At 45.2% G+C, this 19,850-nt stretch carries 14 protein-coding genes; 4 read left to right on the forward strand and 10 right to left on the reverse strand.

Going from position 1 to position 19,850, the window contains the following annotated elements:
* The first annotated feature begins 19 nt into the window (after nucleotides 1-19).
* The 3 genes from OSC7112_RS35060 (at nucleotide 20) to OSC7112_RS00100 (ending at nucleotide 3,267) form a co-directional block, all read left to right on the forward strand.
* Nucleotides 20-2,047: a pentapeptide repeat-containing protein gene (locus tag OSC7112_RS35060; RefSeq protein WP_015174001.1), complete on the forward strand. Its 2,028-nt coding sequence runs from the start codon at nucleotides 20-22 to the stop codon at nucleotides 2,045-2,047.
* A 278-nt stretch (nucleotides 2,048-2,325) separates the two neighbouring features.
* Nucleotides 2,326-2,847 carry a hypothetical protein gene (locus OSC7112_RS00095; protein WP_015174003.1) on the forward strand — a complete coding sequence of 174 codons (522 nt, stop codon included), beginning with the start codon at nucleotides 2,326-2,328 and terminating at the stop codon, nucleotides 2,845-2,847.
* 75 nt (nucleotides 2,848-2,922) lie between these two features.
* The gene (locus tag OSC7112_RS00100) at nucleotides 2,923-3,267 is read left to right on the forward strand and encodes an NAD(P)H-quinone oxidoreductase subunit M (protein WP_015174004.1); all 345 of its coding nucleotides are present in this window, start codon (nucleotides 2,923-2,925) and stop codon (nucleotides 3,265-3,267) included.
* 214 nt (nucleotides 3,268-3,481) lie between these two features.
* On the opposite strand, the gene OSC7112_RS34240 is transcribed toward OSC7112_RS00100, so the two are convergent.
* On the reverse strand, nucleotides 3,482-3,853 hold the full coding sequence (locus tag OSC7112_RS34240; protein WP_015174005.1) for a hypothetical protein: 372 nt from the start codon (nucleotides 3,851-3,853) through the stop codon (nucleotides 3,482-3,484).
* Nucleotides 3,854-4,998: 1,145 nt separating this feature from the next.
* On the opposite strand from OSC7112_RS34240, the gene OSC7112_RS00110 reads away from it, so the two are divergent.
* Nucleotides 4,999-7,317, forward strand: a complete 2,319-nt coding sequence (locus tag OSC7112_RS00110; RefSeq protein ID WP_015174006.1) for a protein phosphatase 2C domain-containing protein — start codon at nucleotides 4,999-5,001, stop codon at nucleotides 7,315-7,317.
* 310 nt (nucleotides 7,318-7,627) lie between these two features.
* On the opposite strand, the gene OSC7112_RS00115 is transcribed toward OSC7112_RS00110, so the two are convergent.
* The 9 genes from OSC7112_RS00115 to OSC7112_RS00155 all read right to left on the reverse strand — a co-directional run bounded on the left by OSC7112_RS00115 (nucleotide 7,628) and on the right by OSC7112_RS00155 (nucleotide 19,836).
* Nucleotides 7,628-8,323, reverse strand: a complete 696-nt coding sequence (locus tag OSC7112_RS00115) for a CsgG/HfaB family protein (RefSeq protein WP_015174007.1) — start codon at nucleotides 8,321-8,323, stop codon at nucleotides 7,628-7,630.
* A gap of 293 nt (nucleotides 8,324-8,616) precedes the next feature.
* Nucleotides 8,617-8,982, reverse strand: coding sequence for a DUF1823 family protein (locus OSC7112_RS00120; protein WP_015174008.1), 366 nt, complete (start codon nucleotides 8,980-8,982; stop codon nucleotides 8,617-8,619).
* Between the two features lie 150 nt (nucleotides 8,983-9,132).
* The gene (gene gap, locus OSC7112_RS00125; protein ID WP_015174009.1) at nucleotides 9,133-10,164 is read right to left on the reverse strand and encodes a type I glyceraldehyde-3-phosphate dehydrogenase; all 1,032 of its coding nucleotides are present in this window, start codon (nucleotides 10,162-10,164) and stop codon (nucleotides 9,133-9,135) included.
* 469 nt (nucleotides 10,165-10,633) lie between these two features.
* A complete protein-coding gene (locus tag OSC7112_RS00130; protein ID WP_223300725.1) occupies nucleotides 10,634-10,945 on the reverse strand; it encodes a P-II family nitrogen regulator in 312 nt (103 codons plus the stop codon).
* Between the two features lies 1 nt (nucleotide 10,946).
* Entirely contained in the window at nucleotides 10,947-11,918 is a 972-nt protein-coding gene (locus tag OSC7112_RS00135) for a sodium-dependent bicarbonate transport family permease (RefSeq protein ID WP_015174011.1), read from the reverse strand.
* Between the two features lie 203 nt (nucleotides 11,919-12,121).
* A complete protein-coding gene (locus OSC7112_RS00140; RefSeq protein WP_015174012.1) occupies nucleotides 12,122-12,856 on the reverse strand; it encodes a glutathione peroxidase in 735 nt (244 codons plus the stop codon).
* Nucleotides 12,857-13,085: 229 nt separating this feature from the next.
* The gene (locus OSC7112_RS00145; protein WP_015174013.1) at nucleotides 13,086-13,727 is read right to left on the reverse strand and encodes a Uma2 family endonuclease; all 642 of its coding nucleotides are present in this window, start codon (nucleotides 13,725-13,727) and stop codon (nucleotides 13,086-13,088) included.
* Nucleotides 13,728-13,769: 42 nt separating this feature from the next.
* Nucleotides 13,770-15,752, reverse strand: a complete 1,983-nt coding sequence (locus OSC7112_RS00150) for a tetratricopeptide repeat protein (protein WP_015174014.1) — start codon at nucleotides 15,750-15,752, stop codon at nucleotides 13,770-13,772.
* Nucleotides 15,745-19,836, reverse strand: coding sequence for a tetratricopeptide repeat protein (locus OSC7112_RS00155; RefSeq protein ID WP_015174015.1), 4,092 nt, complete (start codon nucleotides 19,834-19,836; stop codon nucleotides 15,745-15,747). The genes OSC7112_RS00150 and OSC7112_RS00155 overlap by 8 nt, the downstream gene beginning before the upstream one ends.
* Nucleotides 19,837-19,850: the final 14 nt, after the last annotated feature.

Genomic DNA, 19,850 nt, shown 5'->3' on the forward strand with positions numbered 1-19,850 from the left:
GGTAAGGGAATTATCGCATATGAGTATCGAATTAACTAAGGGTGAAAGGTTCAATCTTTCTAAAGAAACTCCTAATTTCAGTAAAATTGCGATCGCCCTGGGTTGGCAAGTCAGCCAGACAGCACAAAACTGCGACATTGACGCATCTGTTTTTATGTTAGCGGCAGACGGTCGCATTCCTGATGAAAAGTATTTTGTATTTTACAACAATCTGACCTCGCCGGACGGTGCGGTGCGGCATTCGGGAGACAGCGCGACTGGGCAAATAGACGGAGATGATGAGACGGTTTATGTGGATTTGAGTAAAATCAATTCGGCGATTCAGGAAATTGTGTTTGTGGTGACTATTCACGAGGGACAGCAAAAGAATCAAAGTTTTAGTCAAGTTACAAATGCTTTTATCCGGCTTTACAATTCAGAGAATCTTAGCGAATTGGTTCGGTACAATTTAAATCAGATATTTTCCCAAGAAACGGCTTTAGAATTTGGACGTTTGTATAAGAAGAATGGCGAATGGAGGTTTCAAGCGGTAGGACAGGGATATAATGCTGGGTTGCAAAGTTTTGTAGACAAGTATTATGTTGAGAATGCGGCCCTGAAAAGCTCGAATGCTGGTGAAAAGGTTGATGATGCTGAGGTTGTGAGGCGGTTTAGCGATCGGGTCGATCGGTTATTGCGCGAAGAGGCGATCGCTCAGACACCGATTCCAGTATCTAGCGAAGCAGTAGAACAGCCGGCTGCTACTCCTGTAAATGCAGATACTGTGCAATCTCAGGAAGAGGAAAAAATAGATAATTCTGCACTAGAAAATCTGGAACCACCTATTACTGCTGAGGAATTTTGGCAAAGGTATAATCAGGGAGAACGAGATTTTACGGGAGTTAATCTAGCTGGAGTAAATCTGAGCGGGAAATCCCTGATTCAAGTCAACCTGAGTAGCGCTAATCTCAGGGGTGCAGAACTCTATCAATCAAACTTATCTGGTGCTAACCTGACTGAGGCAAATTTATGTGATGCCAACCTTAACAAAGCGAATCTCAGCTCAGCACAATTAGGCAAAACACAATTCATAAATGCAAATTTAAGTGAAGTAAATTTGCTTTATGCAAGCCTAAGTGAAGCTAATTTGAGTGGAGTAAATCTCAGCGATGTTAATTTGTCACCGGGTACGAATTTCAGTATGGCTAACCTCAGTAAAGCAAACTTGACTGGCTTAAATTTGAGGCAAACACAATGGATGAATGCTGATTTGAGTAATGCAAACCTAAGTAATACTAACCTATTCGAGGCAAACCTTGAAGGGGCAAACCTTGAGGGAGCAAAACTTGAACAAGCGCTGTGCAACGTACAGACTATTTTCTCCACAGGGTTTGACCCTGTTAAAGCAGGTGCTTACTTAATCGTTGCTGATGCTTCACTTTCCAACGTAAACCTAGCTGGTGTTGACTTAAATTGTTTCAACCTGAGTGAAGCTAACTTGAGCGGTGCAAACTTAACCAAAGCCAATTTGGAGGCCGCAAAACTGCTTCAGGCGAATCTGAGTGCAGCAAATTTGAGTCAAGCAAATCTGAATGGTGCTGATCTAACTACAGCAAACCTAAGTGAAGCTAACTTGAGTAAAGCAAACCTTCGAGGTGCAAAACTAGCTGTGGCAAACTTGAGTGGAGCAAATCTGAAACAGGCAAATTTAGAGTACGCTAACCTAGTTGCGGCCGACCTGAGCCAAACCGATTTGAAAGATACAAAATTAGCCAATGCAAACTTAAGCGGTGCTAACCTGACAGGCGTAAATCTGGTGGGAGTACAGCTTTACTCAGTAAAATTGAGTGGGGCTAATTTGACTGAGGCTAATCTCTGCGGCTCAAGTCTAGTGCAGGTGGATTTGAGTGGGGCAACACTTAGCTCAGCCGATTTGCGCGGTACAGATTTGAATTGTACAAACCTAGAAAAAGCCAACCTAAAGGGAGCGAATCTAAGTGGGGTGGTAAATCTGGAAAAGGCAAAACTCGCAGGCGCAATTATGCCAGATGGCACAATTCACGAATGAATTCGATCGCAAATATTAAACAGCAAGGCGGGCAATGTATTGGTGTGAATTTAACCGAAAGTCCGCCAGGGAATGAATTCCACGGGGCTTTTAGCTTAAGTCCTATGAAGAGGACTAATGAGTTCTTCAGTCCTCTTCAGAGGACTTTTGCTATGAGGCCGGGAATTCATTCCCTGCCGGACTGAGGGAAATAGCGTTAAATTGACACCTATGGCTGGCATGGCTCACCCCAAAAATAGATTATGATTAGTATTAAATATCAAATACATAGATTTTCCATGAATCAATCCGACACGGAAATTATAGAATCTACCCTCAGATGGATGACGGAGTTTGTCGAGTTGCCACATCCAGTTTTCAGCGATTTACCGATTTGTCCCTTCACTAAAAAAGCCCGCTTGGCCAATCAAATTTTATTCAAAATCGAGCGGTTTTCAGCGCTGACTGAGTTCGATCGCGATTCTGCCATAATGAAATCAATTTATGAATTTTACAATTCGGAATATGAAATCATGCTAGTAATTAATCCAGAAAAAACTGCAATTAGTGCGCCACAAACGAAAGAATTGATAGACAAATTGAACGATCGGATTTCAGAATTGGGCTTGCTGGCTTTTCACACTCATCCCGAAGAAGATTTTAATATTGACGGGCTTCATACTAGGAGGATGCCCTATCCGGGCTTCACCGTTCAAGTAAATTCTAAGCTGAAGCCAGCTTCCGATGCTTTAGAGAAAACTGAATATTACAAAAATTGGACTGCCGAACAACTAAAATATTTCGGGATTCCGAGAAATTGACGATCGCCCGCCCTCCCCGCGCATCTCTGTGCTATTACAATTAATTCAGCAAAAAATCTTTACACATAAGAACTCATGCAGCTCAAGTCAACAACCCGCCATATTCGCATATACACCGCCATCCTCGAAGATAACGAACTCGTACCCAGCAATGACCTTTTGACCCTCGACATTGACCCAGATAACGAACTTAACTGGAACGACGAGTCAGTCAAACAGGTACAGGCCAAATTCGACCAACTCGTAGACGCTTACGAGGGCGAAGATTTGACCGAGTACAATCTCCGCCGCATCGGTTCGGAGTTGGAGCACTTGGTACGATCGCTCCTCCAAAAAGGCCAAATCAGCTACAATCTCAACGGCCGCGCTGTCAACTACAGCATGGGATTGCCTCAAGTTGATTCCAAAGTTCACCTGTAAGGGCGATCGGGCGATCGGCATTTATGTCAACTTAAGATTGAAACCCATAATAAATGTCGCTTGTAGCTGAGTTTCGATCCCCCCTACTGCTCTTAATCAGGGGAGTACGGGGGGAAAGATGGTTCTGTTGCCTCTCTCGCTTTGGGGATTGAGGGGGATTTAGACTTGGATACAGAGGAAAAGTGGAGATGGGGAGAATTGGGAAAATCTGCTTTTATTCTTCTTCCTGCTTGTTTGTGACTTCTGACTCCTGACTCCCTGACTCCTGATTCCCGGCTTCTTCCTTCTTCCAACTTCGATCGGACTTCTCCCCCGCCTCCCCAGCATCAACCTGAGTTTTTGGAACGCGCTCGCGTTCCAAAAACTGTTTAACTGCAAGTTGGCGGTTGGCCATAAACTGACCCCAAGCGCCGGGAAACAGCCCATCCAAGGTTTCCACCAGCGCCCAAACCTCAAGATTCATCACTTTGTAATAGAAACTGTGAGAATGTTGAATGCTAGTAAGTATTTCGTCTATTTCAACAGCAGGCAGCAGCTTCGGATCGGGCAAATTCTTGGGAAAGGTGCTGGGATCATGTGGGGGCATGGTTCAATACTCAACAGCTTGCAGAGGCCGGTCAGTCGATTTTAGATTTTAGATTTTAGATTTTAGATTTTAGATTTTAGATTGACTCCACAGATGAATCTGCGGGCTTTAACTAAGTATCTAATTTTTTTGGCTCTCCCCGACTCCTGTCGGGGGCTGGCATCCCTCAGTAGATGTGAGATTTGAGGTTTTAGATTTTAGATTGACTCCACAGATGAATCTGCGGGCTTTAACTAAGTATCTAATTTTTTTGGCTCTCCCCGACTCCTGTCGGGGGCTTGGGTCCCTCAGTAGATGTGAGATGTGAGATTGTCTGTTTTATACTTTAGATGGACTCCACAGATGAATCTGGGGGCTTTTATCCGTCTTTGGATCGGTCGATTTGAGATTTGAGATTGACTCCACAGATTAATCTGCGGGCTTGAACTAATATCTAATGTTTTTGGCTCTCCCCGACTCCTGTCGGGGGCTGGCATCCGCCAGTCGATGTGAGATGTGAGATTGTCTGTTTTATACTTTAGATGTACTCCACAGATGAATCTGGGAGCTTGTATCCGTCTTTGGGTCAAGTTAAATTTAACTTAACTTGCCAAACTGGGGAACGAGGTAATGAACACCGTTGGCGAGAAAACCGAGAATTGATATTTATTTATACCTGTCGGCTCAGGTGATTTCTACCTGGCAGCATCATACCATTATAGTTAGTCTAAAATTTCAATTCCCTTGAGTGCTGCGATTTCTTCGGAAATCGCCGCTATCAGGAATATGCTGAAAACAGCGTGATTTCACGCCTAGGACTTGGGCGTCGCGCGATCGTCCAACAGTGAAAGCTCCTAGCAAGATTCCTCGGCGGGTCAACAAAATGGTAGACTATGTGTGTCAGTACAAGACATGAAAACCTACCCCTGGACAGGGGGAAAGTCACGCCTAAAACATTGTCAGGAGATATCGCTACGCACATAACAGTGGAAACGTGGTGAGCCCGGGAACCTGAAAAATCAGGATATTAGGACTGCGAAGTCTTAAGAATCTCCGTCTGTTGAGAAAGCGGGGGTGTCAAATAATCGCCACGTATCAACCCGTCGAGGTTCAATCGCTAAAATAATTCAGATCAGCACGCTTGCCCAAAGGCGTCAGGAACCCTTATGCAAAACTCTGTGGCAAAACACTACTTATGGGCTTTAGGTGAAGGGATCAAAGGGTGTAAGCCAGGCGATCTGATCGCTGGTCGCTACTTGGTCAAGCGCGATCGACTTCTGGTCGATACTCAACCCGAACACTTGCCGGAACTGCCCGAAGACATTCCGAGTGTTGTCACTCCTTATCTGAGACTGTTTGCCTATCAGTTGCACGTACCTCAAGTATACGGGCTGGTATCCTCCAAGATGAGCAAGCTCTCGGGAGATATCTGGCTGCTGGAAAACGGGCCGATTTTGAAGGTGACGGAATCTTTAATGCCGGAATTGGCGGATTCCTGGAAAGGATCGGCAGCGATGCGCCAGCTCAATTGGCTGTGGCAAATGGCCCAGTTGTGGCAGCCGTGTATCGCTCAGGGCGTGGCTTCGACACTGCTGACTCCGGAACTGCTGCGGGTGGAAGGTCAATTGGTGCGGTTTCTGGAATTGCAGCCCGATCGCAAACCGCCTCATTTGTCGCAGTTGGGGAAATTGTGGCAGCAGTGGCTCGAAGATGCTCACCCGGCTATTGCCAATTTTTTGAGGCAACTTTGCCAGCAAATGGTTGCCGGTCAAGTGCGCCACGGCGAACAACTGATGGGCCAGTTGGATAAAGCTTTGGCAAAGTGCGGCCGATTTTACGATCGTCACGTTGAAATTGCCACGGGCACGGATGTAGGCAGATCCCGGGCTCACAACGAAGATGCTTGCTATCCGCCCAGCGGTACGCTGTTCGCAGGAAGCCCGGGTGCGGAAGCTTGCGCGATCGTCTGCGACGGCATCGGCGGACAAGACGGCGGCGAAGTCGCTTCGGAAGAAGCAATTGGTGTGCTGCGCGACAAGTTGCAGCAAATGCCCCTACATCAAGCTAATTGGGACCCGTTGAGCCTGACTTCCAAGCTGGAACGGGCTGCTTGTGCTGCTAACGACAAGATAGCCAGTCGCAACGACAGCGAACACCGCCAAGGCCGCCAGCGGATGGGAACTACGCTAGTTATGGGTTTAGCCCACATTCACGAACTCTACGTCGCCCACGTCGGAGACAGTCGGGCTTACTGGATTACCCGCACCGGCTGCTATCAAGTTACTCTCGACGATAATGTGGCTTGCCGCGAGGTGCGTTTGGGCTACTCTCTCTACCGGGATGCTTTGGAACAAGTGGCCGCCGGAGCTCTGATTCAAGCTTTGGGGATTACTTCGTCCAACACTTTGCACCCGACTGTGCAGCGTTTTCCGGTGGATGAAGACTGCGTTTTGCTGCTGTGTTCCGACGGTTTGAGTGATAAAGACCGGGTTGAGGAATGTTGGGAAACGGAGATTTTGCCAATTCTCGACGGTAGTATTAATTTGGCTAAGGCGCGCGATCGACTGATTGAGATTGCTAATACTAGAAACGGTCACGATAACGTCACTGTTGCTTTAATTCACTGTCAAGCACATTTGAGGGAAGACGGCAATACTTTTACAGAACTGTCTGTCGCACCTTTAGATACGCCGATCGAACTAATTTCCGATAGCGAGGATATGCCAACGGATTTGACCGAGAGCACAAGCCTTGGGGAGGGGAATTCTCCAGGAAAAACGCTGTTGTTACAGCAGGAAAAAAGCAAAAGTTCATTTTCGCTGCTGTTGAAAATTTTATTTTTATTAGGCTTGGGGGGTGTATTTGCTTATTTTTTCATCCCTCCGGTGGGTCGCGCGATCGATACTGCCGGGGAATCGATTTTCGGGAAACGCGGTTTAATTAATGCTAGAAGCACGCCAGAAAAAACTGTTGAATCTGTACCTTCTCCGGTCAAATCTTTAGAAACCGGCTCGTTTATAGAGATTAAAAGTTCTGGGGCTGGGAAAGTAGAAAAAGAGGGCGAGAGCTTGAATTTGCGAGTCGCAATCGGTGAGTTGACTGTCAAAGGAGTAGTCCCAGCCGGCAGCTTTTTGCAGGTGACAAACAAACAGCTTACGCCTCAAGGCAATTGGTTGGAATTGAAAGTTTGTTCGATTCCTGAAAGTGTGCGATCGAACTCTCCCAAACCTGAGTCAAATAAAGATTTTTCTACAGTTTCAAAACCCCCACAGAATCCATCTCCCGCTGTGGCAACTCCCACTCCCTCGCCTTCCCCGGCGGTTAAGCCAACAGTTGAAGTAGAAAGCGCCAAGCTGCAAGCGGGGGAAATCGGATGGATTCAAGAACAAGATGCCATTTCTAAGGTAGTGCCTAACCTAGTCTTAAACCCAACTCAACAGGGGAAATGCCTTGTTAATTCTGACTCAAATCCCAATGCTAATTAAACTGTTAATGCTTGAGTATGTTGAGCAAGTTTGCTCTCATTTAGTAGAAATAAAAACGCAGATTTCTCAACAAAACTAAGATTAATATCATGTCCGGTCGAGCAACCGCGATTTTTGTATGAAGGGTTCACCAACAATACCTGCCAACAATCTCCAATCTCAAAAACCCGCCCCGACCGGGATATTACGGTTAATCGATCGGACATGATATAACTGATACCATTGGTGGTCAAGTAGCTGGCCTAATTTTAGATTTGAGAGGGAAAATTATTAAATTCCCAATCTCAAATCTAACAAGGTTTCAAAATTTCTAACCTAATTTCTTAGATACTTCTGCCAGTTTAGTCACCATTTGAGATACGGCTTTGTCAACTGCCGCGCTCAAAAGTGAGTCTTCATTGCTGTTGCCAGAATTGCCGCTGATACCTCTGACAGAAATATTAGAATCGCTTTGATCTGCCTCTCCTACTGCTTTGGCAGTGGCAAGAATATCTCCCGAAGCTGTACCGATTAACCGCACATCTATTTGAACGGTAGCTTTGGTTTTTTGTGAACCGGCGCCGATTCCCATGAAACTGCCGCCGCCGGATTGTTTGTCGATATTAAACTTGGTAATGGTGCCGATGAGCACGGCGTCAACTCCTAATTGTTTGCCAATTTCGGCTGCTGTCCCGGCATCCATCGCGCCGCTGCGATTTTGCTGTTTGAGCGCTTGTTCGAGTTTGCTGCGATCGACTACTGTATAAGTGCCGTTGTTGACGAGTTCGTTGATTAGCAGTTCGCTGATGCCTTTGGCCGCGCCGACTCCCCTGTAGGAAGTGTAATAGCTGTTGGTGGTGCCGTAGTCGAAATCCATGACGACGAGGCGCTTTTTGGCAGTAGCTTGGGCGAGTTGGGTTGGGGGTTGGGTGCTGGCTGGCGTGGCGGTAGCGTTGACTGAAACGCCTGCTAACATTAGGGTAGCGAGAGAAATGCTGGTTAAGCGAGATATAGTGGTTGTTTTCATAAAGCTTTCCTCACAGTTGTGTTGTGCCGACTCTAGAATACTTTACGGAACAGCCCGATGTCAGGGTTGGGGGTGAGGAGGTTGGAATTGTCGGATTTTAGTGTTTTTTGACGTTCTACAGGCGGAATTTTTGTGAATTAACCGCAGAGGACGCAGAGAACTCAGAGAAACAGAGGAAGAGTTTAATCAAACTTTCAATCGTTATATAGGGATTTAGGGGTTTTCCTGCCAAAAAATCTCATATCTCTGTACTCTAACGCCGGCAAGAACCGCACAGCCATCCAAAATTCCTCTTACGCCCCAGATTCGATAAAACCCATCAACCAATTAGCCATCGTCGCCCTGCGAGTCTGTCGGGGCCCGAATTCCCCAATTTTGTAGCCTTTAAAGCCCAATTTTTCCTTCAGCAACTGCTTGTTTTCTGGAGGAGTCGATCGAGTCAATTTCACCGTCGCCGGCCTAGAATCGATAAAATCCGGCGGTTCCGGGTATTCTTGACGCCACTCGGGTGCAACACCTGCACTGTTCCACTTGCCAGTCTCGGCATCGCAGCGGTAGCCCAGATACTGCCACACTAATCGGTTGACGGCAGCATCGTCGATTTCTTCGTTGAGGATAGCCCAAATAGTTTCGTTATTCAGCGGTGGTAATTCAGACATGAGCGCGATCGAATCGGAAACAAAAAAAGTTTAACTCACATTAAGTAACATGATCAGGAACGGGCTCTGGGGCCCGTTCCACAAAAAATCCTAGGAATTTGTTTGTGGGGTGGACACGCGAGCCCGCCCCAAATGCCACACCCCAAAAAATTAATTATTCAAAATTCCGTCTTTCTCGGCCATAGACAGCATTAAGTCAATCACGCGGCTAGAATAACCCCACTCGTTGTCGTACCAGGAAACTACTTTGAAAAACTTAGAATTCAGTTCAATTCCCGCACCTGCATCGAAAATGCTCGATCGCGCGTCGCCCTTAAAATCTGTCGAAACCACCGCATCCTCAGTATATCCAAGAATGCCTTTGAGTTCGCCCTCCGAAGCTTTTTTCATTGCCTCGCAAATTTCTTTATAGCTAGTTTCCTTCGCCGTTTTGAAAGTAAGGTCAACTACAGACACGTCGGGAGTTGGCACGCGCAAAGCCATTCCCGTCAATTTTCCTTTCAATTCTGGCAACACCAAAGTCACAGCTTTTGCTGCACCGGTCGAAGATGGAATAATATTTTGAGCCGCACCGCGTCCTCCCCGCCAATCTTTTTGGCTGGGGCCGTCTACAGTTGGTTGAGTAGCTGTCATGGCGTGAACTGTCGTCATTAAACCTTCTTCCAATCCGAAGTTATCGTTGATAACTTTGGCAATTGGTGCTAAACAATTAGTCGTACAGCTAGCATTAGAAACAACCGTATCTTTTGCCGGGTCAAATTTGTGGTGGTTGACGCCTACTAGAAAAGTTGCAACTTTTTCCGGGTCTTTTGTCGGTGCTGAAAGTATTACTCGTTTTGCTCCTGCCGTCAAGTGTTTTGATGCGCCTTCAAAATCTGTAAACAATCCGGTAGATTCTACAACATAATCTGCGCCGGATTTACCCCAGGGCAATTCGGCAGGATTTCTAATCGCTGTACAGGGGATAAATCGTCCGTCAACGACAATCCCGTCTGGTTTGCTTTCAACTTCGCCGTCGTAAATGCCGTGGGTGGAGTCGTATTTGAAAAGATAAGCCAGGTTTTCTGGCGAAACTAAGTCGTTAATGCCGACAAATTCGATGTTGGGGTTGTTGATGCCGGCACGCATGACTAGCCGTCCGATGCGACCAAATCCGTTGATGCCAACTTTTAATGCAGCCATGTTTAAACTCCTATTGAAAATATCGTTAGTCGATCGGGCGATCGCCTGTTATGGCTTAGAACTTACCACGCTAACGGATTTTGGCAACTGATTCTTTTCTATCTCTTAAGAATTCTGAATTCTGCCCCGGCTGGGAAGGGCAATTAATCCTGAAACAACCGTTGACTAATGGCTAATGGCTGATTTTTGTCAAAGTATAAAAGTGCTATAATAGACAGAAATTATTTTCAAAATTGCCTTTTTTAAATCAGGCTAAAGTAATAAAAAACTTATCCAAAAGCCGAAACGGATTGGCATTATCACCAGTGGCGATTGTCGGAACCAAAGCCTAGGATTAAAGTCGCAGATACGCGCAAGGACACGGCATTGCCGTGTCCATACACATATGGCGTACAATCTATATGTAGCTCTACTTTTCCGAATGGGTATAATCACTAATTAATCATGACTAATGACTAATCACTAATGACTACCCGACGCACCTAGTAATTAGCAATTCCACCGCATCAGAAATAAAACACGACCCACCAAATTTATTGAGCACAGGTCTAATGTTTTCTGCAACTGCTGAAACTTGAGCTGGCGAACAAAAAGCAAGCACATAAATGTTATCCAGCGCCGTCATTGATGAATCACGGGAAACGTGATCCCTAGTGCTTTTTCCAGCGACATCACGAATCACTGAATAACCGGGTACGCCAGCTTTGTCTAAACCGTCTAAAATCTTGCCTAGTTCTACTGAGTGGGCTATGATTTCTACTCTTTTGACTGACTCCATCATCTCACCTCCAAAACATATTGATTCCGTATAGATACAGGGGAATGCCTACAATGATATTAAATGGAAATGTCACTGCTAAGGCAGTTGAAATGTAAAGACTTGGGTTCGCTTCGGGAACAGTTAGGCGCATGGCTGCTGGTACTGCTATATAAGAAGCACTCGCGCACAATACGGCAAACAGCAAAGTGTCTCCCTGCGGCATTCCGATTAATTTGGCTATTAGCAAAGCAATTACTGCGTTGACTATCGGAATTAGGATTGCAAAGCAGATCAGAAAAATTCCTGCTTCTTGCAAATCTTTAATTCTGCTGGCTGCAACCAGCCCCATGTCTAGCAAGAAAAAAGTCAAAACTCCGTAAAACAAGTCTTGAGTAAACGGACTCATAACTTGCCAACCGTGTTCTCCTGTCATGATGCCCATAATTAGGCTGCCAATCAGCAGAAAAACTGAACTGTTTAGGAATGCTTCTTGCAACACTTCTGGCCAAACTATTTCGCGTTTTCCTTCTTCCCCGCCAAATACACTGACTAGAATGAGACCGACTATAATTGCCGGGGATTCCATTAATGCTAGCGCGGCTACCATGTAACCGTCAAAGTCGATTCCCTGTGCTGTGAGGAAGGAGGTTGCAGTGATAAATGTGACGGCGCTGATGGAACCGTAGGTGGCTGCGATCGCTGCGGCATTGTAGGAGTCGAGTTTTATCCTCAGAATTAAAAAAGTATAAATTGGTACTAGCATTGACATCAGCATGGCGGCCACAATTGTCAGGGCGATTTGCTGGTCAATTCCGCTTTTGGACAGTTCGACACCGCCTTTAAATCCGATCGCAAACAGCAGGTACAGCGAAAACAGTTTGGGGATGGGGGCTGGAATTTCTAAATCAGATTTGAGAAAAATTGCCAGCATTCCCATGAAAAAAGCTAATATGGGTGGATTTAAGATATTTGACGCTACTAAACTCAAATCCACGATCGTTCACTCCCATTTCTTGCGTTTTTAATATTACTTCCCCAGTAATTGTGGCACGAGAATGGATCAATAGAGCGATCGAACTTTGGACGCGAAAGCTCGATCGGGATAAATACCGCCAAATACGGCAAAGGCACAAAGTGCACACCTTACAACCAGTAAGGCGTGCACTTCGCACCCGCAGGTTAAGTATTTGTGTTTAACTAAGCAACAGTCAAATAAGACTCTAGGGCTTCGGAACCACCGATCAACTTGCCGTCGATAAATACTTGCGGCACAGTTGTAGCCCCAGTCATAGCCCGGAGCGATCGGGTTGTGATCTCCCGGCCCAAGACGATTTCTTCATAATCCAAGCCATGTTTACTCAGCATTGCCTTAGCCTTAGCGCAGAAGGGACAGCCGATTTTTGTAAACAGCGAAACGACCTTGGGCTTGGCTGCTGCGGAGTTGATGTAGTTGAGCATCGTCTCGGCATCGGACACTTTGAAAGGGTCTCCCGGTTCCTCTGGCTCAATAAACATTTTTTCAACCACGCCATCTTTTACCAGCATCGAATAACGCCAAGACCGCTTCCCAAAGCCTAAATCTGTTTTGTCTACCAGCATTCCCATGCCTTCGGTAAACTCGCCGTTACCGTCGGGAATTAACGTCACATTGTCTGCTTCTTGGTCTTTTGCCCACTCGTTCATCACAAAGGTGTCGTTGACGGAAATGCAAACGATTTCATCTACGCCGTTTTCTTTGAAAACTTTCGCCAATTCGTTGTAACCGGGGAGGTGCGTTGACGAACAAGTAGGAGTAAAGGCTCCTGGTAGCGAGAACACTACTACGGTTTTGCCTGCAAATATATCATCCGTGGTGACATCGACCCACTCGTTGTCTTTGCGAGTGCGAAAGGTGACTTTGGGTACTCTTTGACCTTCGTGGTTCGTCAGCATGATTTTAAATTTTTGGGTACTTGGGTTCCATTCCTTTGCTTATTATAGCGTACTCATAACGAGTATGACTTGTCAAGGGAGGCGAGTTTTTTTCTCGGACTTGGGCGCGCGCGAGCTCAGTTCATTGTCTTTGCGACGACAGTTTGAATCATAGTCCGAATCAATCTCACGGCGGGCGCGAACTCAGTTCATTGTCTTTGCGACAGCTAGCAGATTTAAAACTTGCAGTTTAAGTAGGTCGGCAATTCTGCCTCCATTCCTTTGCTGCTGCTAACGGGTGAGGATTTTTTACACATTCTCTCAACATATCGATATCAATTCCCGGTAGCAATTCGCTTTGTGTGATTAATTCATAACCGCAGTTGGGCGCGAATTCAACCGGAATTTCTTCTCGCAAATGGTAGATAGAAAATCGGTCATTTCGCCAGAACCAAACCTCTCGCACATTCAACCTTCTATACAGTTCTAGTTTATTGATACTGCCACTGGTAACAATCACTTCAATTACCAAATCGGGAAATTCTTGATCTGTCCCAATACAGTAAGCTTCATCCGGTTCCGTACCGCCACTTTTTTCCTCTTGTCGCAGAGTTGTAGACCCAAAAGGAAAATATTCTATTTCAGCTTCTACAAAGTAAATTTCTAGCAGATTTCCAATGCCAGTTTTGCGACTTTCATGGCGGCGAGAAGGCGACATAATTTCCAAAACTCCATCTAAATAAGTAACTCGATATCCCGCTGTATCTCCAATCCGATTCAGCAGTGTCTCGTATTGTTCCCAGTTGGCGCTATCGGTAATGTAGCGATCTTCAGGATCTTGGCGTTGGAGTGCTTGTTCCTTAAGTAGCGTATCTAGCTCGCTCGTCAGCATCGGTATTACCTCCTTACAAGTTGTTCTAATCTTAGCTCAAGTTTATTCCCAATCAAATTGCCTCCCCAAATATTCCTCTACTTCCTGGTTGTAAGGTCGGAAATAATCGCTCAACCAATCGCGAACCGATTCATTGACAGGCTGGTAAGAACCGGGATTAGCATTTTGGTACTCAGATAATTGATATTCCGGCAAATCTAAGAATTCTAAAACTTGCTTGAGTGTTGTCGCCGCACCTGCATAAAAATCTTCGCTTTTCAAAATTAACAACTGTTCTGGGGGAAAGAAAGTGCGCCATTTTTTGATAAATTCTATGTACCTACCGCGAGCTAAATAATTCCCCGGTTCTTCGCCGATGATGTATTCTGGATTTTGATTCAACCGTTCAACTTCATCGCTAATTGCTCGATCGAGCGATCGCGCTTCCCAATTTAAGCCAGTCAAGCGGTAAAATTGAGAAATCGCCCGATCGACCGGATTTCGTAAAAGTACAATCAGTTTCGCCTCTGGAAACAGGCTGTAGAGACGTTCCGGTGCTTCCCTAGAGTCAAAATAGCTCGGACTTGCTTCGCCAGTTACAAATTGCTCTCCCGAAGGCATGGGCGGAAAATGAGCCAAATACCAATCAATCCCTCTGTCAAAGTGCCACGAAAAAAAATCCATCTCCTTTTTAATCGGAGTCAAAATTTGCGGGTGTTGAGCTAAATAAGTATACAGAGAAGTCGTGCCGCACCGCTGACAACCAATAATTATAAAGTTAGGAACTTTGACTGGTTTTAAGTTCCAATTTTGTGGCACAGGCATCTTGCCTGTCTCTTGTTGTGGAACAGGCATCTTGCCTGTATCTGCTTGTGGCACAGGCATCTTGCCCGTATCTGCTTGTGGAACAGGCATCTTGCCTGTATCTGCTTGTGGAACAGGCATCTTGCCTGTATCTGCTTGTGGAACAGGCATCTTGCCTGTTCTCTTACTGATAATAGATGCAAAACTTTGTTTGTAACTGACAGTTCGATAAAAATCAATCGCCTCGGCAATTTTACCTTGCCTCGTCAAAGCTTCCCCCAAATTCAGATAAGGCCAAAAAGCCTCCGGTTTAGCTGCAACAACTTCGCGGCACAATTTCTCAACTTCATCTAGCTTGTTTTGCCTAACAAAAACTTCCCACAAATTGTAATAAAACCACCAAGGAAGATCGGGATTTATTTTTAGTGCTTGGAAAAATGCCGCCGCCGCTTCCTCCCAATATTTTTGGTGGCTCAGAACAGCACCTAAATTGTAATAAGACCAGCAATCATCAGGTTTTTGGGCGACAGTTGCGCGAGATGAGGCTAATGCGCGATCCTCTTCGAGGGCTTCCCTAACGCACTTTTCTTGCTGCTGCAACAACTCCTCTAATTCCCCTGACAGTCCTGCACAACTCGGCATATTTGTCAATAAAAAATTGTAAATAATAATTGCGCTTTTTGGGCGATCGTACTTGGCTAAATTCTTTCCTAACTGCAAATAAAACTCCCCATTTTTCGGTGTAATTTGCAATTGCGATTGTTCTAACACTAAGTTGAAATCCGACTCAGTTTGTCTGAGAGCGTATCCCAACTTATCGTAAATTCCCGGCAAATCTCCGTCAATTTCAACAGCTTTTAAATACGTAGCGATAGCTTCATCCCACTGTTTTAGTTTAGTTAAAGCGTCGCCTAAATTGCAAAAAGACCAAGCAAAATCCGAGTTGAGTGCAATCTCGCAGCGGTAAGCAGCAGCAGCCTCTTCCCATCGCCGAAGTTTCAGCAAAGCATCGCCCAGATTGTGATATGACCAGGAAAAATCTGGATTTAACTCAACCGCTTTTTTGTAAGCAGCGACAGCTTCCTCCCATTTTTCAAGTTTCAGCAAAACATCGCCCAAACAGTGATAAGACCAAGAAAAATCTGGATTTAATTCAATAGCTTTTTTGTAAGCAGCAACAGCCTCATCAAACCGACCGCTTTCTTGCAGGGAATTACCCAAATCGTGGTAGTCATTATCCATGCAAAACTCCTGCAATAGTCAGTAATTTTTCCAGCGAGTTCAAATCCACCCGCATATCTTTATGTCCCGGATATTTCTGAGTTTGGTCATCCACCAAATCGCCAAGTAAATAGTAATGTTCCAAATTGCATAAATTGCTAATCATCCAATAACAATGCGGAACGTAAAGAGGGGAAAAAATCTCAATTACCTTAGTTCCCGGACTGCAAAAAACTAGATTAGTCAATCCCCCTCCGTGAGGGGCAACAACTACTTTAGCAGCAGCCAAACACGATGCTTGTTCCGCTACCGACATCGTTTCCAATTTGACACTGCGGAACCCAATTTTTTCTAAGTATTTAATTACCTCTTCATCGTTGAGGATTCGCCGATAGGATGCTTGTTGGCGGGTGATATAAATTCGCTCTGAATAGTCTGTATTTAGGAGCTGTTTTTCATTGAAAAAGGTCTGTTTGAGATATTCACACTTCCATTTTGAAACGGCTCCCGATCCGTCATAAAATATTGACGGAACTATTAATTTATCGGCTGTAATGTGTAAATTGCAGCGACTTTCTAAAAGTTTATCTTGAGAAATTCCTAAAGTATCTAAAGTTTCTGTTTGATAGGAAGAATCCCTGGCATTGACAACAAACTTATCTATAGTTTCTATCAATCCGCTCCGCTGCAAAAGGTCAAATCGCGTCATCACATCAAACATCCAATGAAAATAAGCAGCTCCACCCCAGCGAGCCGACAAAAAAGCCACATTTCCATCGAGGTGTTCAGCGGGAGGCAATTTGTCGGAAGTGATTACCAATTCAGCACAACCCATTGAAATATCAGGAACAAGTTTATTGTCTGAAGTAATGACGGCGGTAGTCACAACATCTGCCCAAGCTCGTCCGTTTGGCAATACGGCAACAAAAGCTTTTCTGGAATGACTTTGATGTTCCCAAAATCTGCGGCTGCTGTCGATTGTTTTGGAATCTGATAAATTGATTTGACTCGCAGGATGGATGTCAATGCAGGTGAGGTGCGGATTTGATTCTGCTGCAACGGTCAAATCTTCTGTAAACCCACAGTATTTTTTGAGAACACTTAAGGGTAAGATTTGATTCCTGCATTTTGCCCGATCGCTCTCATCGGCTTCTCCTTGTTGTTCCAGAGCATAACCTATATTATCGTAAGCTTCAAACAAATCCGGTTTAATTTGCAGGGCTTGAACTAAATTAGCGATCGCAGGTTCCCACTGCTGTTTTGCCATTAAACTCAAACCCAATCCTTCGTAACACCAGCAGGATTTTGGATCGAGATTGATGCCTTTTTCATAAATGGCGATCGCCCTTTCCAATTCCCCTTGATTTCGCAGTGCATCGCCCAACTTTTTGTACAGCCAACTATGCTCCGGTTCTAGAGCGATAGCACGACCAAAAGCAACTGCTGCTTCCGGCCAATTTTCTTGTGATTCCAGAACTTCTCCCAAACTATTGTACAGCCAACAATCATCTGGATTTAACTCAATAGCTTTGCGGTAAGCCGCCGCCGCTTCTTCCAAGTTTTCCAGTGCAACCAAAGCCTTACCTAATCTCTCGTAAGACCAACAAAAATCGGGATTTAGTTCAACTAACTTGCGGTAAGCAACAGCAGCGTCCTCCCACTCAGAAAGCTCCATCAGCACATCGCCTAAATTGTTGTAAGTCCAACAAAAATCGGGATTTAACTCAATAGCTTTGCGGTAAGCAGCAGCGGCTTCGTCGTGTTCCTCCATTGCCTGCCAAGTTTCCCCCAAAAAGTGGTAAGACCAACTAAAATTAGGGTTGAGTTCGATCGCCCCTTGGTAAGCGGCCCGAGCTTCGTCCAACTGTTTTTTCTCTTGCAGAGCTTTGCCCAACTTGTGGTAAGTTAAGTAGTTGCCAGACTTAATTTTAATCGCTGTTTGATAGCGGGCGGTCGCCTCATCCAAATAACCTGCATTTGCCGCAATATCCCCCAACTTTTCCCAACCCAGAGACAACAGAGTTTGCTCTTCGCCCAAACTTTGATTGCCGATTTTTTTGACAATCAGTTGATAGCCTTTGTGTACTACTTCTAACTGACTTCCAAACATTTCCAAAAAAACATCTATCCCAATTTTAGTATCTTGCTCCGGGCTGTCGGGAAACGTAAACTCGTAATCGTCAAAAATCATCAATCCCCCAACTTTCACCAACCTCCAAGATAAAATCGCATCTTGCAGAGCACTGGTGGGTTTGTGACAGCCGTCAATGTAAGCAACATCGTAATATTCCGCAGCCAAATTAATTAACAAATCTTGAGAGTAACCTTCTAATTCAATTACCCGATCGGCTGCTCCCGTTTTAACAATATTGCCCTTAAAATGTTGTTGGAAATACAAATCAATACAAGTAATCTTTGCCGTCGGATGAGTTAAAATCTTATCCAGCAGCCAGCAAGCCGACATTCCCTGAAAACTGCCGATTTCCACAACTTGAAAATCCGCAATTCCGGTAAATTCCTGCAAATGCCGTTGCCAAATAGGAATATTGTGGGTAAACCAATCTTGGGTAAATTGATAATCTTTCGCCGCACACTCAGGCCAACCCCTCAATTTGCTCGCTTTTTGGTGGCAAATAATTGCTTCTTCTAATTCCCCTAATTGCGGTAAAATATTTCCTAAATCGTTGTAAGCTTTAGAATTGCTCGGGTCGATTTCTATTTGGTGGCGGTAAGCGGCAATTTGTGCGTATAACTCCTGTTGTTTGGCCCGAACATCATTCAGTTGGGCGACAACTTCCGCAGCATTGGGTTCAATTTGCACTGCCATGCTATAAAATACGATCGCACCTTCCAACTGCTTCTGTTTCGCTAAACTATTGCCTAAATTTATATAAAACTCTGCTCCATCTAACTCAATTCCCAGCAAGTTGTGGTAAATTTTCCCGCTGGCAAGTACCTCGATAGCTTGACAATAAGTTGCGATTGTGCTGTCTAAGCCCGATTCGCTTCGCTTCCGCAAAACATATCCCAACCTCTGATTGATTCCCGTCAAATTCGGCTCAAGCTGAACCGCGTGCAGGTAGGCGCTAACAGCTTCATCCCATGATTGTTCGCAGGTTAAGGCAATTCCCAAATTGACATAAAACCAAGGAATATTTTGATTTATTGCAATAGCTTTGCGGTAGCAAATAATAGCTTCCTGCCACTGTTGTTTTTGAGCCAAAGCGTCCCCTAAGCAATTGTATGCCCAGTAGGAATTATCATTAATTTCCAGAGTCTGACGGTAACATTTAATGGCTGCATCAAAGTCGCGTTTTTGCGCGAAAACATTACCTAAACCCACGTAAGCACGAGCGTAGTTGGGATTGAGTTCGAGGCTTTTGTTGTAACAGGCGATCGCCCGATTTAATTCTCCTCTCTCCGCCCAAGTTTTACCCAAACTGTGGTAAGATTCAAACGAATTTGGATTGATGGCAATGGCTTGTCGGTAATTGGCGATCGCCTCATCCCACCGTTTCTCCCTGACCAGCATTTCCCCCAAATTGTGATAAGCTGTTGCCAGTTGCGGGTTTAACTTAATTGCCCGCGAATAACACTCCATAGCGCGATCGCACTTTCCCAATTCAACAAAACTATTTCCCAGAGTGACGTGCTCCTCAGCAGTTGCCCAATTCGGCTCGATATTAAAAGCTTGATACCAAAAGTCTGCCGCCTCTTCTCGCTTCTCCAACTGCGTCCAAACTCTCGCCAACTGCCGATAAGCAGCAGCAAAATGCGGCGCTAGCGAAATCGCTTTTTCACAATGGGCGATCGCCTTTTCCCACTGTTTCCCCTGAGAATACAAAATGCCGAGATTAGCATAAACTTCCGGCAAATTTGGATTGCGATCGATCGCCGCTTCATACCACTGCTTAGCTTGCTCGATTTCACCTCGAACCTGCATCACCTTTCCCAGCGTCTGGCAAGCTGCCCCCAAATTCGGTTCAATTTTCAACGCTGACTCGCAAGCAGCAACTGCCTCATTCAACTTTCCTTCGGCTAAATAAACTTCTGCTTGCCGACTCAAATCAACCGCTGCCTTTTCCATCTTCTCAATCGAGGGCATAATTAAACTTGCTC

It is taken from the genome of Oscillatoria nigro-viridis PCC 7112 (genome assembly GCF_000317475.1).
In the GTDB taxonomy this organism is placed as follows: domain Bacteria; phylum Cyanobacteriota; class Cyanobacteriia; order Cyanobacteriales; family Microcoleaceae; genus Microcoleus; species Microcoleus nigroviridis.

What these genes read in the sequence shown, in the direction of transcription:
- OSC7112_RS00110 (WP_015174006.1), top strand. Translation starts at nt 4,999, where the DNA reads ATGCAAAACTCTGTGGCAAAACACTACTTATGGGCTTTAGGTGAAGGG.
- OSC7112_RS00155 (WP_015174015.1), bottom strand. Translation starts at nt 19,836, where the DNA reads ATGCCCTCGATTGAGAAGATGGAAAAGGCAGCGGTTGATTTGAGTCGG.
- gap (WP_015174009.1), bottom strand. Translation starts at nt 10,164, where the DNA reads ATGGCTGCATTAAAAGTTGGCATCAACGGATTTGGTCGCATCGGACGG.
- OSC7112_RS00150 (WP_015174014.1), bottom strand. Translation starts at nt 15,752, where the DNA reads ATGGATAATGACTACCACGATTTGGGTAATTCCCTGCAAGAAAGCGGT.
- OSC7112_RS00115 (WP_015174007.1), bottom strand. Translation starts at nt 8,323, where the DNA reads ATGAAAACAACCACTATATCTCGCTTAACCAGCATTTCTCTCGCTACC.
- OSC7112_RS00100 (WP_015174004.1), top strand. Translation starts at nt 2,923, where the DNA reads ATGCAGCTCAAGTCAACAACCCGCCATATTCGCATATACACCGCCATC.
- OSC7112_RS00120 (WP_015174008.1), bottom strand. Translation starts at nt 8,982, where the DNA reads ATGTCTGAATTACCACCGCTGAATAACGAAACTATTTGGGCTATCCTC.
- OSC7112_RS35060 (WP_015174001.1), top strand. Translation starts at nt 20, where the DNA reads ATGAGTATCGAATTAACTAAGGGTGAAAGGTTCAATCTTTCTAAAGAA.
- OSC7112_RS00140 (WP_015174012.1), bottom strand. Translation starts at nt 12,856, where the DNA reads ATGCTGACGAACCACGAAGGTCAAAGAGTACCCAAAGTCACCTTTCGC.
- OSC7112_RS00130 (WP_223300725.1), bottom strand. Translation starts at nt 10,945, where the DNA reads ATGATGGAGTCAGTCAAAAGAGTAGAAATCATAGCCCACTCAGTAGAA.
- OSC7112_RS00095 (WP_015174003.1), top strand. Translation starts at nt 2,326, where the DNA reads ATGAATCAATCCGACACGGAAATTATAGAATCTACCCTCAGATGGATG.
- OSC7112_RS00145 (WP_015174013.1), bottom strand. Translation starts at nt 13,727, where the DNA reads ATGCTGACGAGCGAGCTAGATACGCTACTTAAGGAACAAGCACTCCAA.
- OSC7112_RS34240 (WP_015174005.1), bottom strand. Translation starts at nt 3,853, where the DNA reads ATGCCCCCACATGATCCCAGCACCTTTCCCAAGAATTTGCCCGATCCG.